The sequence below is a fragment of the Bacteroides faecis genome, from assembly GCF_020091505.1.
GTDB lineage: Bacteria > Bacteroidota > Bacteroidia > Bacteroidales > Bacteroidaceae > Bacteroides > Bacteroides faecis.
Genome location: NZ_CP081916.1, coordinates 4,229,545 through 4,244,960 on the forward strand (window position 1 = coordinate 4,229,545; position 15,416 = coordinate 4,244,960).

Consider the following 15,416-nt stretch of genomic DNA (forward strand, 5'->3'; position numbering starts at 1 on the left):
TGGCCCAATAACAAAGAATAAGGAGGAGAAGAAATGAAGGAAATTGATGCAATTATCATCCATTGTTCGGCCACGCGTGCCGGACAGGATTTACGAGCCAAAGATATTGACCGGATGCACCGGGCTCGGGGATTCAATCAAATCGGTTATAACTTCATTATTGACCTTGACGGAATGGTTGAGAATGGGCGACCGTTAAGCATTGACGGAGCGCATTGTAATACCAAAGGATTTTCAAAGTCTTCGTATAATAAGCATAGTGTTGGCATCTGTTATATCGGAGGCTTGGACGCATCTGGAAAGCCTGCTGATACACGTACTCCGGCTCAAAAAGCTAGTTTGCGTGAGCTGGTAGCAAAGTTATGTAAGGAGTATGATATTGTCGAGGTTCTCGGACATCGTGATACATCTCCAGACCTAGACGACAGCAGCGAAGTGGAACCGGCAGAATACATCAAGGCTTGTCCCTGCTTTGATGTTCGTTCCGAGTTTTCTAATTTTCTTCGTAATACAGTGATCCGGCCATGAAAACGCTAATTTATATAACCATATTCCTGATGTCAGGAATATGGTTTACTTCCTGCAAAACGTCTCATAACATTGAGACGCAAAAGCAGATTGACTATTCAGGGGATTTCTTGTATTTGCGAAACTTAATTGAATCACTACGGCTGGATGTGAATAAGCAAACGAAAGTTACTACTGAAAAGTTGAGTGAGCTGAAAATTGAGAATAAAACAGTTTACTTGTCTCTTCCAGATTCAGCTGGAAAACAGTATCCAGTCAAAGAAAGTATTACCACCGCTTCTAAACAGGAGCAAGAACAGACTGAAGTTGATGAAACATTATCCATTACTTTGCAGCAGTTCTCGAATCGACTTGATACTATAAGTAACAAGGTGAATGCTTTACTAAATCAAAGAGAGAAGGCAGTCGAATTATCTTGGTGGGATTTGCATAAAGATAAAGTTTATCGCTATGTCATAGGCTTGATTCTTGCGGGATGGTTGGTGTATAAATTCAAAAAATAAGTCTTTCTTTTATTGAAAATACAATTTTTTGGCGAAATTATATGTGAGAAAATACAATATTTGGGAAATAATATATATCTTTGCAGCAAAAGAATATCTCTGTTGGCGCAGAGATAAACTTAAAATTCGGTGATGTAAAAATATAAAATTTTATTTTATGGCAAAATTAAAGAATGTGGCTGAAACAGCCAAAAGGAAGCGTATAATAAACGCTAAAGAATGTGAATACGAACTTCGTGAGTCGTTAGAAAAGCTATTTGATGCTTTTTGGAATGCTGTACGTAATTATGAAAAAGAGGTAATACAAACCCCGTTTACAGCTCGTTGTCGAGGATTTGAAGCCTCCCTCTTAAACTCAAAAATAATTCAAAGTGTTCAGTCTGTTTTTAAAGATGACTGGACATTTGGAAAGTACAAAAGGTTTATGCTTAGAGTTAATGGATATATTATGCTTTTTAAGAAATTAAATAGTAAAAATATGCCAATGAATGTTCCAACTCGTTTTTCATCATCTATTCAGAACCAAGAGCAAGGTTATTTGTTTGATATGTATGATAACGGGACAGAACCTATTTTATTTTTTGGATATAATAAAAGTCGTTTTGGGGAGATTATAAATCCCAAATTGGTTTATATCGATGAAAATAAAGTGAGATGGACTATTTCTGAAAATGATATTTCTACAGTTAATAGAACAATGGATGTTCAGCCAGCTGCCGCTTCTCTCTCTGTACGCAAAAATATCAAAAAGAAAGAAGGAACAAATAATTAATAATATGATACATCACCGAATTTATTTTAGAAAACAACAATACTGATAGCAAAAATGGAAATCAACTATAAGCAGATAATATTTGCTCGTGAATATCGAGGTTACTCACAAACCGAGCTTGCTTCTAAGATTGTTGGATTGTCACAATCTAATTTATCTAAGTATGAGAAGGGTATTGGGCCTTTATCTACCGATGTGCTTAATCGCATAATAGATTTTCTGGGATTTCCAACTGACTTTTATGAGAAGAAAATCTCAAATATTGCAGAAAATGCGCATTACCGAAGGAAGAAAGGAATGACTAAAAATGAACGTTCCCAAATAGACCTTTCAAACAAGTTATTAGGTTATATTGTAGACCAAATGGGGGAGTCTGTGGAATTTCCAGATATGTCATTTCGAATGATTGACCTTGAAGATGGATATACACCCGAAACCGTGGCTCAGTACACCAGGAAGTATTTAGGCTTAAAAGATGAACCGGTTCGGAATATATTCTCTTTGCTGGAAAGAAATGGGATTATAATCATAGAATTGGATTATGATGTGGATCTATTTGATGGGGTTTCTTTTTTGACAGATGGTGGATATTATGTGATTATTATTAATAAGAATTTCAGTAATGACCATAAAAGATTCACTTTAGCACATGAACTGGGACATTTGATCATGCATACCTCAAATGAGTTTCTAATCTCTGAATATAGGGATAAAGAAGATGAAGCAAATAAATTTGCTTCAGAATTCCTTATGCCTTCTGATGCTATATCAAATTCTTTACGTGGACTAAAACTGCAGTATTTGGTGGAATTAAAAAGATATTGGTTAACCTCCATGGCATCTATTGTACGTAGGGCAAAAGATTTGAAATGTATTACTAACGAAAAATATAAATATTTTAGTATTGAACTAAGTAGAAGAGGATATAGAAAAAGCGAACCTGTGAGTGTATATATTGATATGCCGAATATGTACAATGAGGCTTATAAACTTCATAAGAATGAATTGGAATACTCAAATGAGGAAATGGCAACTGCATTTAGTTTGCCTATTGATGTTCTTACTAGATTTTGCTGTCCTACAAAAACTAATTTGAAATTAAGATTGAGTATATAATCTGTATATCTTATAAATATAATCATCATATGGCTAAAACAATAAAAAAATTCACTTATGCGGTGAAAGATAAATATGATAATATGGTAACTGTGTATGCAAGAATTGAAAAGGAAGGTGGTTTGTATTACTGGTATACAAGTCATTTGACAAAACCGCAAGATGCAGATGGAATAGGAATATATAATCCTTCTAATGTTGAGTCTAATCTTGATACTGCTGAAGCATTTTTGAAAGCATATATTAGTATGATGAAAGATTCTAAAGTAATTGTACCAAACAATCATTATTGATTTGTTATTTTAGAGATAAGTTGTGTTCTATTAATGATAAATCCTTTTTATATTGTCCCGTCTCTCTGATTCGGGGCTCTTCTTTTGCTTATCTCATTTATAATTATTATATTTGTATACAGACGTGGATGTCTGTTGTATCATCTCTCTACGGAAAAGTTGCTAATTTTCGAAAGCGGGAGACAATACGTTATTTATTCCATTAAGAATGAGCCTCGACTAAGTGTAGTCGGGGCTTTTTTATTTTGTGTTTATCTTCTTACATTTGCATGTATAAAATATGTATCCACAGTTTAATTTAACTTATTTATGTGTTTTAAAAAGTACTATTCTCGAAGATATGAGTAAGTTTGTGCAACTTTAAAATTAAACATTATGGCAAAGAAGATTGGGTATATTGAAAAGGATGGAGTAATATTTGTTTCTGTTAAAGACGTTTTTGAGTATTTTCGTGAAATGGAGGTAATTACCACAGAACAGTTAGAATGGCAATACCGGTGGGATTTTGAGCAAAATATTATTAAACAGATGTATGGCTGCTACAGGAGTGGTAATCTGGCTAATTCAGATGTTCCTTGGATAATTGATGGTGAATTTTATTGTCACTGGTTACGATTTACGTATTCAGACTTTACAAGTGCAATAAAGGTGTTGAGAAATGAACAGGAAATAAAGAAACTAGCAATGCTAATTGATTTTCATGACTTTGCACGCAGTAAGCTGTTTGTGAAGCGTAAATTTGCATTAAAATGATGATTGAATAAAAAAATTGGAGTAGAGGTAGCTGAATAAGCTACCTCTCTAATTGTATATTATCTTTTCCCAGTCGTCAAGGATTATCATTTCCCATTTTGGGATATCAGGTTCTATTTTGGTAATAGCCACGCCATATACAGAAAGGCTCTTACCCTTATGAGAGAATTCAATTTGCGCTGTTTCTTCTCCTTTTTGAATACGTAAATTCATAAAGTCGCTCATCTCCTCCCAGTTGGTAGGCCCTATAAGCAGATATTCAATTATGTGGCCTTTAACTGGTTTACCTATAATCTGATATTTTATTCTATCAACTAGCGAAATAGCTTCTTCAAATGTCATACTTGTATTTTTAGAGCAAAGATATAAAAAATAGATGCCCTCTCCCCTATCATATAAAAGCTATTTCAATCTGTGGAATTTCAGTATTACAAATTTCAATTCTATTAAGAAAGATATTTTCGTACTTCTTCGATTGCCTGTGATGCACTTCGGACTACCACATACTTATTACGGCATGATTCCGCTTGTTTTTGAAACTCTTTCTGTTCTTCTGACTGTTTCCCTACCCTCGTTTTAAACTCTATGCAGAGAGAAGCAAAACCCTTTTTGGGAATAAGTACGATCACATCAGAAACACCAGGCTTTACGCCTTGACGTTTCAGGTTAGCAGCTTCACGTATATGACGGCTTCCACCGTTCGGAACGGCAAATATAAGTTTGTCAGGTATATTAGGGAAATATAGAGGAATAAGTTTAAAGAACTCTGTTTGTATGCGAGCTTCCTCGTTATTATGTACTTCTTTAGAGCGCGTAGGATTACGCTGATCTGCATAACAATTATAACACATAAAGTCGGTACCGGTTTTAATAACCGATACCGTTTCTTTTCCGCATAAAATGCACTTTTCTTTAGTCATTATTCAAAATAAGCTAAATTGTATTGGTCTTCTACCTACTACTGCTATCGTTCTCTCATGAATTGGGCACTGCGAAGCATAGGGACATCTCCCTGACATAGCAGAAAGATGCGCTCCATGCCATTCATCCCAATCTGTTACATTATTAGCAGAGAGGAAAGTTATCAGTTTCATGCAGCAGAAGCCACGTTCTTTCTCTTGACCTCCTGCAACTTCGAATAATCCATTACTCTGTGGACGTTTCATTCAATTCTATCTTGTTATTCGTTATTCTTTGAAATCCAGTTATCAGTATCACAGTGAAAGCAATATCCGCTTTTAGGATGTTCCGCACCGTCTTTAGCTCCACAAGTTCCACAATAGTATTCTTTATCATATTCTGGGGAAAGACCTCTATTCCGTTCTTTGACGACCGCTTTTCTTTCTTCAAGCATCATCATTTTATCGGGATTACGGCTCAAATAGAACTTTCTGACTTTATGTATTTGCTTTTCAAATAGTTCGTCAGATTCAGCTATTTGCCTTGCTGTATATTTGCTCATATTTTTCTTATTATAAATTGATTTCTTTGATAAAATTCTCTATATACTTACAAGGTTTAATCCCTTGTGGCATATCTTTCTTGTTACGTATATTGAAATATCGGTGAAGGCATTCAGTGTATGGAGATTCTTCCTTATGACATACCATAAGGCCATCTTTCTCTTCAAAGAGCGGACATGATATTGCGAATGCATGTACTGCATCTTTCTTAACCTCGTCTACCAATTCCAATATGGCTAATTTATCATGAGGACCGAAATTGTCTTCAATAAATTCATCTACTTCATTTCTGTTCATGCTTGATTTAGTAAAGAATTAAACTTGTGGCATATGGACGCCATATAATTCACATAACCTATTGAATTGTTTTTTAAGGAAAGAAGATGTTTCAATAGCTCCTAATATTTCTTTTCTACTTGTATCTTTCCCCTCGATTAATACGATTGTTATGCTTCCACCTCTTTTGTCATCAGGACTTGCAGGAAAAGCAAGACACATATATTTCCCGTAATTGAAGAACTTGAATTGTCTCTTACCATCAAAAACCTTAAATGTGGTATCACAATCTAATCTGATTACTTCACGTTCTTCTTCATAACTAAATTCTCCGATAATAGCAGTAAAACTATGTCCAGGAATACCGCCTCCTTGAGTTCCAAAATATGCTACTCTTTTGCTCATATCTATCTTGTTTTGAGCCTAATTAGGCTACATCATTAATACTAATTTCTCCTTTCAAAACTCGCTCTACCTGTCTGTCGATTATCTCTTGAAATTCAATTTGGCAGATAAGAGAACAATCCGGTATAATCTCTTCCACTGGGTCACCTCGCCATATTGGTAGTTCATCAAGGAAAATACGACCGTCTTTATCCTTTAGGCATGTTGCTCCAACATCACGTTCAATCTGTGCTACCTCATCGAATACATCCGGGAAATCTTTTCGTATCTTGTTCCAATATCCCATACCACCTTTGACACAACCGATACAGTTATTATTGTTATAACCCATCTTGTACATGGCAGGGATTTCAATACCTGCTTTCCATAGTATGCCCATTGCATCAGACTTGGTAATTTCCCGCTCAATAAGCGGAAACAGCGGCTTTGTGTCTGGGTACTGCTGCTTGAATCGGATGGCTCGGTTTATTTCCTTTGGGTCGAAGTCGAAGCCCCATACTTGACCGTCCCAACTTCCAAGTTCCTTCTCTAATTTGTACCGGACTTCCTTCTTCAGTTTGAGCGTACAAGCTGCGCCATGTGGTCCGTTTATCCATCCTTTCCGCAATACATCAGCAACACAGGTGTATTTGTCGCTTCGGATAATGTGAATAGGCTGATCGTACCATCTTTCGCAATCAGATAGAAAACGAGCATTGTCCGGGTGACAGGAGCCAGTCTCTATGTAGTAGAGCTGAACATCTTCGTACAGGCTCAATGCTATTTTACAAGCGACTGCGGATGTTACTCCGCAAGAAAACCATGCTATTATCATTTTTGTATAAAAATATATGTATCTTTGCAATATTGTTAAACCCTTAAATTTTAAATGTATGGCAATAATTTATGTTTCTTTTGAATTAAAAGGAAAAACCCATTCTTTCTCAGGTGAATCATCTTATCCATCGAAAGAGCTGCATGAGGCAAATAAAGTAGATTACGAAATTGTAGAAGAATCTGCATTTCAGCTTATTAAAACGTACATGGAAGAATTTTCACTTGATGGACCAATAAATCCAAAGACTGTTGCTTTCAGATATGAAGTTTAGTGTTTTAGGAGAAGAGGTTATTATATCATAACCTCTTTTTTGATTTTTAATATAATACACATCCTGTATTTTGCTCCTTTCTATCTTGTTATACGTTAAACTTCGGTATTGACATCCAGTGGGTAATACTTTCATCGGTGACATAACCATTTGTTACAAACCATTTACTTTTGCAATATCCTTTTTTCTTTCGAAGCCACCCTATTGCATAGTGCTTAACAGAATCTCTATCATAAAGAAAAACTTCTTGCTCTGGTTCTGGTAACTTATCTTTTACACTTATCCAAGGAGATTGCTTTTTCTGCCACTCAACGCCAGACGCAAATACTTTACGCATATATGTTTCAATCACATGCGGCTGATTGATGCGATTTGCTAATTGAGCTACCAATGATTTAAAATTCATATCTATTTTGGCTTGAATTATAGTAGCCCGAAGGCTACTAGATTAAACATCTCCCCACAGTGTCTTTGCGAGTTCGTATTTCTTTTGTAATTCATTTACTTCTTTCTTTGCATAAGTAAGAGCATAAGAATGACTACGCGGGCACTTTCCCGATTTAACGGCTTCGTGATATTTTTGAGCAACTTCAAGCTTATGCTCGTAGAAATCGATACTTTCCGGCATGGATAAATTGATTGTATTTGCACGTTGTTCCCAATATTTAGCTATCCTTTCGTGCTCGGCTGCTTTTTCGTCAAACTGAACACTTTTACCCATATTGTTCCACGCATCATCTATCGCTTTTCTGTGTCGCTTCTCGCTATGATGTCCCACTTTGATAGGTTCACCTAGAGAAAGAAAATCCTTATCTTTATTGGACTTGTTGTAGTATTCACTGCTTTTCTGTACAGCAGATGTAGCCCATTCATGACGACGTTCAGCCCTTTGTTTAGCCCACTCTTGCACATTAAAGCCATCAGCCCGTACGATCGAGTAATAATAGAATCCATCACGTTCGTAAATGAGGTTGAAAACAATGCATTCATTTTCTTTTCCATACTTGGTTGTAACCTCGATTACTTCTCCTTTTTCATGTTTTTCACTACATTTTGCAAGAAAAACATTTGGTACATATTTACTATACGTATTCATAGTGCCTATAATTATTGATTAAAAACTTCTTTGTGTACTTGGTTAATTGTTCCATTGATTATTAATGATCCTTTGGTAACACGAATCTTGTTACCTTTCTCTTGAACTTGGTAGCCCGCTTTCTTTAACCGGTCTATTTTCTGTTGTGGCTCCATTTTAAAACCCCTCATCGTCATAATCTGTATCAAATATTCGTGCAACCATATCGACGATATTTTCCTCAATGTCTTCCGTAGACCCGGTTACTGCATTAGCGATATTTTTCTTCTCTTGAATTATGCGATAAACTTTTTCATCAATAGTTCGCCGACCAAGAAAGTAGTAACAGGTAACAGAGTCCTTTTGCCCGATACGGTGTGCCCGGTCTTCGCATTGACAGCAATCGGCGTACGTCCAAGGGAACTCAACAAAGGCGACATTACTTGATGCGGTAAGCGTCAAACCGACTCCGGCTGCTTTTATTGAGCAAATAATAATATCCACTTTAGGATTATTTTGAAAGGCGTCAACCGCTCTTTGCTTCATGTCCGGTGATTCTCTACCTGTTACAGATACAGCCGTGGGGAAGTAACGTTTCAATTGATCTACAACTTCATGAAGCGAACAAAAGAGGATTATTTTCTTTCCATTCTCCCGGAAGTCTTTCACAAATTCAATAACATCGCGTACTTTGCCACGAGCAGAAATTTGCCGGAGAATATTGATACGTACCATCACTTCACCACGTAGAGCCTTTTCTATCTTATCATCGTCAGCATCCTTGTATTTCTGTAGATACATAATAAGGTCGCGTTCTGCATCCATATACTCTTTGCGATTTGTAATTTCGCAAGTATTAACCTGACGTATCTTATCCGGAAGGTCTGTAAGAACAAGAGACTTTTCACGACGAAACATGCAATATTGCCAAAGGTTGAAATTCAGTTCTTTCAAATTAGAAGCCTCTCTTTGTCCGGAGCAGTATCGGTTAACAAATGGTTTATAGCCACCAAAATCCTCCATACGGTTTAGAATTGCCAGTTGTGGAATCAGGTCTTTTGGCCTGTTGACAACTGGGGTTCCAGTAAGTTCTATCACCCATTCTTTACCGGTGCATATCCCTTTACAGAATTTAGCTTGCTGGGTTGATGCTGATTTGCAACGGTGACTTTCATCAATAATAACTGACTTGAATAAATTGATTGAGTTTCTAAATTCTACATCTCTCAACGTCCAGCCTTCGGCTTTCTTTATGCGTTGTACGAAGTATTTCTTTAATGATTCATAGTTAACAATAAACACCTGGTGCATTCCTGTCTGGAAGAAAAAAGTCCACGTATCACGCACCTTGTCGGTTAGGATCATCGCTTTTTTATCTGTAAATTTCTCCCATTCACGTAACCAATTTATTTTGAGTGAAGATGGACAAATGACAAGACAAGGAAAAGCATCAGCAAGATTTATTGTTGCAATACTCTGCAATGTCTTACCGAGTCCCGGTTCATCGCAATTCATAAACCGTTTTAGTTCCAATCCCCGTGCAATACCTTTAAGCTGATAAGGATAAGGCTGAATCTTTAAATTGTGCGGAACGGTTAGGTCCGGCAGTTCCGGAATATCATAAGCGATATCTTCCTCCTTTTTTTCTGTACCGTTTACCCAATTTATATTCTCAAACTGCTGTATTTGATAAATCATCCTTTCAAGCTCTACCCTACTCCTTGTCGGGACAATCCAAACTTTTTTAGCACCATCAAAACGTCTACCGGGAATCTGTCTGACCCGATCTATTATTGAAGTCTTATATTTGAATGATAATTCGAAATTATCTCCTTTTAATTCAATATTCATGATTCAGAGTATTTAGCAGGGGGAATTATCCCCCCTGTGATGATTGATTATGCGGTTGCGTCAAGAGGTGCAGGCGCCTCTATTTGTTTTTTACGTCCTCTTTTTTTAGGCTTCTCTTCTTCCAGTACAACAGCTTCTTCCGGTTCATCCGTTTCGAAATCAAGCCGCTCTTGTCTGACTCCCCATTTCTCTTCAAACAGATAACTTTCAACTTCCGCATCACAAGCTGCAGCATCAATGCTCAATTCTTCATAGTAAGGGTAATCTGCATCAAGGAGAGGAACGAAGATTTTCAAGTCAACAACTTTGCCGGACTGGAGAAGTTTAGCTCCCATAATGGTAATTCCAGAAACACCATCGACGCTGTCATTTGCATAGCCCGTAATGATATAATTTTCCAGAGTCTCTGCATAGCCCGGGGAAGTAAAGCTATCTTTGTTGATATTAGATGCCTCTGGCTGCTCACACAATACAACGAGATGTAATTTAAGCCGGCTAAACGCTTCTCTTAAATCGCTGTGGATGATCTGATCGCAGCTCTTGTTAATTACATTCGTGTAGTTCGCTTCCGAGAAACGCTCATTGTACACTACATTCAAGCGGTCTTTTTTGATAACCGCCTTCTTGATCTCATTTTTTACTTGTTCCATAATCTTCTTTAGTTGATAAAGTGATAATACTAAATGCTGATACAACTCCCATGACGGCAGCCGTAGTTATTTCTCTAGTCGTTGCATCTTCTCTTTGAGAGAAAGACAATGCCGTAAACAGACCGATAACGGCTAGCCCGATTGTGATTCTTTTTAAGTTTTTCATGATGATTGCTTTTTATTGTTATTATACATTCCGGACATTTTCATTTCTTCTTTTGCTTTACTTATCACAGTTACACACCATGATAGTTGATGCGTCGCCGTCCGATTGCAGCGTTCGCACCAGTCGACCAAATATCGTTCTTCCCTACACAAAGAGTTAACTAGAGCATTTATGGCCGTCGCTGTTGCTTTCGCATTCTTAGCTGTATCAACAAGCGTCTGCATGACCTCGGATTTCATCGCCTCATTGAGCCAGTATTTTGAGTCTGCAAGTAATTTGCCGGAACGGGCAACATATACAGCCAAGTCATTGCCACGTTGTACCGCTTCTGTCGCATCTTCGCTCATGGTTATATTGAGAAATGAATCTATATTAGTTAATTCATCCAATATTTGATATTTAGGTGTGATAAGTAAGTTCATATTGTTTTTATGATAAAATATAATCAGACCATCAATTGCCACCATTTGAAAGCCAGGTCTTCGTACTTTTCTTTTCCCTTGGTATATGTAGGATGATTACGGTCGGTGATAAAATGCTTGAATATCTTGCAGTTCTTTTTCGAGATTGCATAAATGAAATCCTGTTTACTTCCTGCGATATCCATATACCAGGCACGGGATCGGTCCCAGTCAAAGAAATCTATCGCTTCATCGAATTGTGCCTGAGACTCTGCAAAGGTCGTTTTCAAATCGCCACCAAAACCGTAAGCAGATAACCACCAGTCCCATTTACAGCGAGTATCGAGGTGATAGGCAAAGTTCCCATAATGGAACTCCTGCTGCTTATTTACCATGAACTTCTGTGTATCAGACTGCGCTAGCACAACAGCAAGAAACTGGTCTTTCTCCGCTTCCTTCCGGAGAGCCTTACGCATCTCAAGTCCTAATTCAAATTCTTCTGTCGTGTACACATAATCATCTACCATCAGCTTGTCATACCGAACACGGTCATTCTCTGTGATAAGAGCGTCTACAAGAGTACCGAACTTGAATGCCTTTTCTTTATCCCCGTATTGAGCACGGGGATAGAGATAATTTTTAAGTTCTGTCAGATCAGAGTTACTTACTTCTGTACGCGAATAATATGAATCGGGATTTGACATAACTATTTAGCTTTTACATCTGCCTCGTAGCTGATGAATTGTGATTCGATATGCTTTTGATCTTTGCTGTTTGCCTGTTTCTCGCAATAGGTAATCATCTTCTTAAAGATTTTCTCTAGTTCTTCAACTGGCAGACTCTGTCCTTCATTTAGCCACCACATCTGAAATATCTCCAAATATCCTTGCTGATGCAAAACAACAATCTTTTCTTTCACATTAGCGTTTATCGGTGGAGGGGCAACAGATGCAGCAGCACCTGCAAAAAGACTACCGATTGAACTTTGCTGCGCTTTCATTGCAGCTTCTTGTTTAGCTGCTTCTTCCGCTTTTTTTATTTCTTCCATCTGTTTAGCCGTTTCTGCAGCTTCACGTTGTTTGCGTACTTCTTCCGCTTTGGCGGCTGCCTCTGCATTAGCAAGACGAAGCAGCTCCAACTCTGCTAGTTCTTTACGTTTAGACGGAATACGGTCGGTAAGATCTTGCTTAACGTTTAATAACTTAGCCTTATACTGTTGAGCATATTGTTCATATTTACCTTCTAAGATATTTCGGCGAATCTCCTTTTTTGTTTCTTGACTGATATAGTAAGTCGCTGAATCCGCACTAAACTTATCAAAATGAGATTTGGGATAATCGGTCTGAAAGACTGTGATTCCTATAACTTCGCGATCGAAATTCTCATGTGTCAAATTAGAGAAGATGCCCTGTAATTCAGAAACTTTACTTGAAAGATACTGGTTGAAATAAGAAAGAAGGCTGTTCTCTATTGTCTGTTGATAATTTGCTTTCTCTGTCTCAATCCTAGCTCTTTGCTCTGCTTCTTTCTTTCTCTTCTGCTCTTCTTCATATTTGAACTTAGCATACTCATTGCGCTTTGCTACAAGCTTTCCGGGAATTGTTGAAGGATCCTTAGGATCAATTTGTTTTTCTTGGGAGGTGAAAAAGGAACGTATTCTATCAAATATCTGCGTAATAGGTTTACGACGTTCATCCATATTTTTGAGTGTATTATTTACCTTCCTCAAGTAGTCGGATGCAGCTTGATCTATCGTTTCATTCATACCTTCTCCTTCGATTGTATCAAGGAGAGTTTGACCAGCTTCATTGCATTTCTTGACAGAGTTAGTATTTCTTCCGATGATGTCCGGAAAGGATGAAAGGATGTTTTTTACCTCATCTATTTTGATTAATTCTGTTGCCATAATTGTTTTCTTAAATTGGTTAGTAAATACTTAGAAGCCTCCGTTTGCATCATCTTCAGACACTGTTACCTGTACAGGTTCCGGAGCATCTAATTGCTTTTCTTCTCCGAAAGGAGCATTAATGTCATCTACCGTTTGAACAGGTTCATTAATTTTTTCTTCATCTACTAGCCCGTAATCAATAACAGGTTCTTCCTGTTGTGTCTCCATAGATGTATAATTGCCTGTTCGTACTTTGGGGTATGCATCGAAAGCGTGTTTAATCATTTTGTTTTCAAGGAATCCTGTATCAATATGTCCACCGTTGGAGGTATACAGAGAGTTTGCCGTTCCTTTGTTTTGCTTGGCTGAAAAAGTAGATAAACGTTTCCAATCTGATTCCATCATCCAAGAGTAATCAACTGACCCGTCATTACGTACAATACGTATAAACACGGCAACCGGCTTGTTTGACTTTCTAGGGAAAGCTCCTTCGTACTCTATAGATTTAGCACCATTTACTCCGATAATAGGGCGGAATTTGTCACCTTCAAATACTACTACTGGATTATCTACATAGCGAACTTGTCCGGCACGCTGGCGCATATATACTTCACCATAAGCTGAAACCGTGAGCCCGGCACGTTTTTCCCACATATCACCATTAGCAGTTTTCACTTTAGCACTACGAGGAATTAAATAGCACTGCGGTCTGCCTGATTGGTCAAGAGAAAGACCATTCACTGCCATATCAAGGAAACAACCAAAGAGGGACAGTTTTGTACATTCCTGTAAAGCTGGCGTTTCAGTCAATAATTTATTGAAATGAAACTTCTCGCGATTATAAATCTGTTCACCCATATCTGTACCCCAAATAGCGTTATACATACCGATGAACTTCTGTTCCACTTTCTCGTTTTCGACAATTTTCGTTGCTGGAAGTGCGTTTAGCTCCTCCACTCTAATTTGAATACTATTACTCATAATTATCTAAATATTAGTTATTTATTAATCTCCTTGGTATACTCCACGGCTATACTCTTCCATTAGGAGTATGTCTTCCGCAGTAGGTTGTTTGGTTATATCCATCTTACAAGGTGCCACCTCTGTAGAAGTTGGTTCAGAGCTACATTTCCTTTTCTGTTCTTCTCTTGCATCAAGCTGCTTACCAATGCTTTCCTGTAGAGCCTTTAGCATCTCTGATGACTTCGGTATGTAGGTCATACGGCTAGTTGCATTAGTTGTTTGATAATGTTGTCCGGTACTTTATTATGCAGGTCCATCATTGCGCTGGCTGTTTCCAGTTCTGAACGCTTCACATAATATTTCCCTCGTTCCTTATTATTTGCCGGATAAAACTTGATCCAAGCTTTTTCGCGCCATTCTGTAATCAGGCGTTTTCCGTATATATCTTCCGCTTGGGATATTGTTACTACTTCGGGGAGTAGGCCCAGCATCGTTAGCGTTTGAACAGTCCCAATTTTAATACATCGGGCTACCATCATTTCGAAGCAATTTTCCATAATCTCTTAATAGGCTGTTTCTTTGTTTAACTTTTGAATGGTGTTGAGCTGATTTACTGAAACACATCTGCATCTCTATGCTATGCTGCCTGATTAATATTGATTTTAGAGTTTACTTGTTATTGAAATAGATTGTTTTTCCTAGCATACTGAAAGAACTCTGCCAAGGAATGGACATCTATACGCCTAAAGGCATTCCGTTTATGTGTACGTACAGTTTCCAATGAAATGCAATACTTATCTGCTATTGCATTTTCTTCCATCCCTTCATAAAATGATCGCATAACGCTTAACTCACGTTCCGACAGTGTACTATTAAATTTTGGTTTACAGATTATTCCTTCATATTTGCATTCACCCTTTAACGGACATTTGACCTCCTCAAAGTGAAAGTTTCCCATCTGATCAATATCCATTGTTGAATCGAACTCACCAAAATTACATTTAAGAAAACGACGTACTATTGAAAATTCAAACCAAGGGATATTATATCGTCGGTCTGTATATTCCAATGATGCTTTCTCCAGTGCTTCTGGCCAAAATATTCCCATTCGAGTTATGATTTCGGAAATAAACTCCCGATTTGACTGTTCCAATTGACGCGTACCACATTCATCGGTAATCATAACTTCACCTTTAGGAGTGAAATAAAATTCCATTCCAGTCAT

General features: G+C 37.5%; 25 protein-coding genes. 7 read left to right on the forward strand and 18 right to left on the reverse strand.

From position 1 onward, the window contains the following. Positions 1-33 precede the first annotated feature (33 nt). The 6 genes from K6V30_RS16550 to K6V30_RS16575 all read left to right on the forward strand — a co-directional run bounded on the left by K6V30_RS16550 (position 34) and on the right by K6V30_RS16575 (position 3,965). Entirely contained in the window at positions 34-528 is a 495-nt protein-coding gene (locus K6V30_RS16550; RefSeq protein WP_055268851.1) for an N-acetylmuramoyl-L-alanine amidase, read from the forward strand. Further along, on the forward strand, positions 525-1,031 hold the full coding sequence (locus K6V30_RS16555; RefSeq protein WP_055268850.1) for a hypothetical protein: 507 nt from the start codon (positions 525-527) through the stop codon (positions 1,029-1,031). Before K6V30_RS16550 ends, K6V30_RS16555 begins: the two co-directional genes overlap by 4 nt. A gap of 157 nt (positions 1,032-1,188) precedes the next feature. Further along, positions 1,189-1,803: a hypothetical protein gene (locus K6V30_RS16560; protein WP_055268849.1), complete on the forward strand. Its 615-nt coding sequence runs from the start codon at positions 1,189-1,191 to the stop codon at positions 1,801-1,803. 54 nt (positions 1,804-1,857) lie between these two features. After that, positions 1,858-2,919, forward strand: a complete 1,062-nt coding sequence (locus tag K6V30_RS16565; protein ID WP_055268848.1) for a helix-turn-helix domain-containing protein — start codon at positions 1,858-1,860, stop codon at positions 2,917-2,919. A 29-nt stretch (positions 2,920-2,948) separates the two neighbouring features. Continuing rightward, on the forward strand, positions 2,949-3,212 hold the full coding sequence (locus K6V30_RS16570) for a hypothetical protein (protein WP_055268847.1): 264 nt from the start codon (positions 2,949-2,951) through the stop codon (positions 3,210-3,212). Between the two features lie 375 nt (positions 3,213-3,587). Continuing rightward, on the forward strand, positions 3,588-3,965 hold the full coding sequence (locus tag K6V30_RS16575) for a hypothetical protein (RefSeq protein ID WP_055268846.1): 378 nt from the start codon (positions 3,588-3,590) through the stop codon (positions 3,963-3,965). Between the two features lie 48 nt (positions 3,966-4,013). Here the strand turns inward: K6V30_RS16575 and K6V30_RS16580 are convergent, their stop codons facing one another. The 6 genes from K6V30_RS16580 to K6V30_RS16605 all read right to left on the reverse strand — a co-directional run bounded on the left by K6V30_RS16580 (position 4,014) and on the right by K6V30_RS16605 (position 6,923). Further along, positions 4,014-4,307 carry a hypothetical protein gene (locus K6V30_RS16580; RefSeq protein ID WP_055268845.1) on the reverse strand — a complete coding sequence of 98 codons (294 nt, stop codon included), beginning with the start codon at positions 4,305-4,307 and terminating at the stop codon, positions 4,014-4,016. 104 nt (positions 4,308-4,411) lie between these two features. After that, the gene (locus K6V30_RS16585; protein ID WP_055268908.1) at positions 4,412-4,816 is read right to left on the reverse strand and encodes a VRR-NUC domain-containing protein; all 405 of its coding nucleotides are present in this window, start codon (positions 4,814-4,816) and stop codon (positions 4,412-4,414) included. 329 nt (positions 4,817-5,145) lie between these two features. Beyond that, positions 5,146-5,427 carry a hypothetical protein gene (locus tag K6V30_RS16590; RefSeq protein WP_055268844.1) on the reverse strand — a complete coding sequence of 94 codons (282 nt, stop codon included), beginning with the start codon at positions 5,425-5,427 and terminating at the stop codon, positions 5,146-5,148. 10 nt (positions 5,428-5,437) lie between these two features. Next, complete coding sequence (locus K6V30_RS16595) at positions 5,438-5,725, reverse strand: hypothetical protein (protein WP_055268843.1); 288 nt, start codon at positions 5,723-5,725, stop codon at positions 5,438-5,440. Between the two features lie 18 nt (positions 5,726-5,743). Continuing rightward, complete coding sequence (locus K6V30_RS16600; protein WP_055268842.1) at positions 5,744-6,109, reverse strand: hypothetical protein; 366 nt, start codon at positions 6,107-6,109, stop codon at positions 5,744-5,746. A gap of 22 nt (positions 6,110-6,131) precedes the next feature. After that, positions 6,132-6,923 carry a hypothetical protein gene (locus tag K6V30_RS16605; RefSeq protein ID WP_055268841.1) on the reverse strand — a complete coding sequence of 264 codons (792 nt, stop codon included), beginning with the start codon at positions 6,921-6,923 and terminating at the stop codon, positions 6,132-6,134. Between the two features lie 58 nt (positions 6,924-6,981). Here K6V30_RS16605 and K6V30_RS16610 point away from each other — a divergent pair, with 58 nt between their 5' ends. Continuing rightward, the gene (locus K6V30_RS16610) at positions 6,982-7,197 is read left to right on the forward strand and encodes a hypothetical protein (RefSeq protein WP_155520372.1); all 216 of its coding nucleotides are present in this window, start codon (positions 6,982-6,984) and stop codon (positions 7,195-7,197) included. Positions 7,198-7,285: 88 nt separating this feature from the next. Here K6V30_RS16610 and K6V30_RS16615 read toward each other — a convergent pair whose 3' ends face one another. The 12 genes from K6V30_RS16615 to K6V30_RS16670 all read right to left on the reverse strand — a co-directional run bounded on the left by K6V30_RS16615 (position 7,286) and on the right by K6V30_RS16670 (position 15,416). Continuing rightward, on the reverse strand, positions 7,286-7,603 hold the full coding sequence (locus K6V30_RS16615; protein ID WP_070101295.1) for a DUF551 domain-containing protein: 318 nt from the start codon (positions 7,601-7,603) through the stop codon (positions 7,286-7,288). A gap of 42 nt (positions 7,604-7,645) precedes the next feature. Beyond that, a complete protein-coding gene (locus K6V30_RS16620; protein ID WP_008998693.1) occupies positions 7,646-8,293 on the reverse strand; it encodes a DUF3560 domain-containing protein in 648 nt (215 codons plus the stop codon). Between the two features lie 156 nt (positions 8,294-8,449). Further along, on the reverse strand, positions 8,450-10,123 hold the full coding sequence (locus K6V30_RS16625; RefSeq protein ID WP_055268839.1) for a DEAD/DEAH box helicase: 1,674 nt from the start codon (positions 10,121-10,123) through the stop codon (positions 8,450-8,452). A 47-nt stretch (positions 10,124-10,170) separates the two neighbouring features. After that, positions 10,171-10,773: a hypothetical protein gene (locus K6V30_RS16630; RefSeq protein ID WP_055268838.1), complete on the reverse strand. Its 603-nt coding sequence runs from the start codon at positions 10,771-10,773 to the stop codon at positions 10,171-10,173. Continuing rightward, positions 10,754-10,939, reverse strand: a complete 186-nt coding sequence (locus tag K6V30_RS16635) for a hypothetical protein (RefSeq protein WP_055228773.1) — start codon at positions 10,937-10,939, stop codon at positions 10,754-10,756. Before K6V30_RS16635 ends, K6V30_RS16630 begins: the two co-directional genes overlap by 20 nt. Continuing rightward, positions 10,936-11,361: a hypothetical protein gene (locus K6V30_RS16640; protein ID WP_055268837.1), complete on the reverse strand. Its 426-nt coding sequence runs from the start codon at positions 11,359-11,361 to the stop codon at positions 10,936-10,938. The genes K6V30_RS16635 and K6V30_RS16640 overlap by 4 nt, the downstream gene beginning before the upstream one ends. A gap of 23 nt (positions 11,362-11,384) precedes the next feature. Beyond that, positions 11,385-12,044 carry a hypothetical protein gene (locus K6V30_RS16645; RefSeq protein WP_055268836.1) on the reverse strand — a complete coding sequence of 220 codons (660 nt, stop codon included), beginning with the start codon at positions 12,042-12,044 and terminating at the stop codon, positions 11,385-11,387. Between the two features lie 2 nt (positions 12,045-12,046). Further along, on the reverse strand, positions 12,047-13,246 hold the full coding sequence (locus tag K6V30_RS16650; RefSeq protein ID WP_055268835.1) for a hypothetical protein: 1,200 nt from the start codon (positions 13,244-13,246) through the stop codon (positions 12,047-12,049). Between the two features lie 30 nt (positions 13,247-13,276). Further along, positions 13,277-14,209: a recombinase RecT gene (locus K6V30_RS16655; protein WP_055268834.1), complete on the reverse strand. Its 933-nt coding sequence runs from the start codon at positions 14,207-14,209 to the stop codon at positions 13,277-13,279. A gap of 24 nt (positions 14,210-14,233) precedes the next feature. Continuing rightward, a complete protein-coding gene (locus K6V30_RS16660) occupies positions 14,234-14,449 on the reverse strand; it encodes a hypothetical protein (RefSeq protein ID WP_055268833.1) in 216 nt (71 codons plus the stop codon). Continuing rightward, positions 14,446-14,748, reverse strand: coding sequence for a hypothetical protein (locus K6V30_RS16665; protein WP_055228767.1), 303 nt, complete (start codon positions 14,746-14,748; stop codon positions 14,446-14,448). Before K6V30_RS16665 ends, K6V30_RS16660 begins: the two co-directional genes overlap by 4 nt. Before the next feature lie 119 nt (positions 14,749-14,867). Further along, positions 14,868-15,416, reverse strand: coding sequence for a helix-turn-helix domain-containing protein (locus K6V30_RS16670; protein WP_055228938.1), 549 nt, complete (start codon positions 15,414-15,416; stop codon positions 14,868-14,870).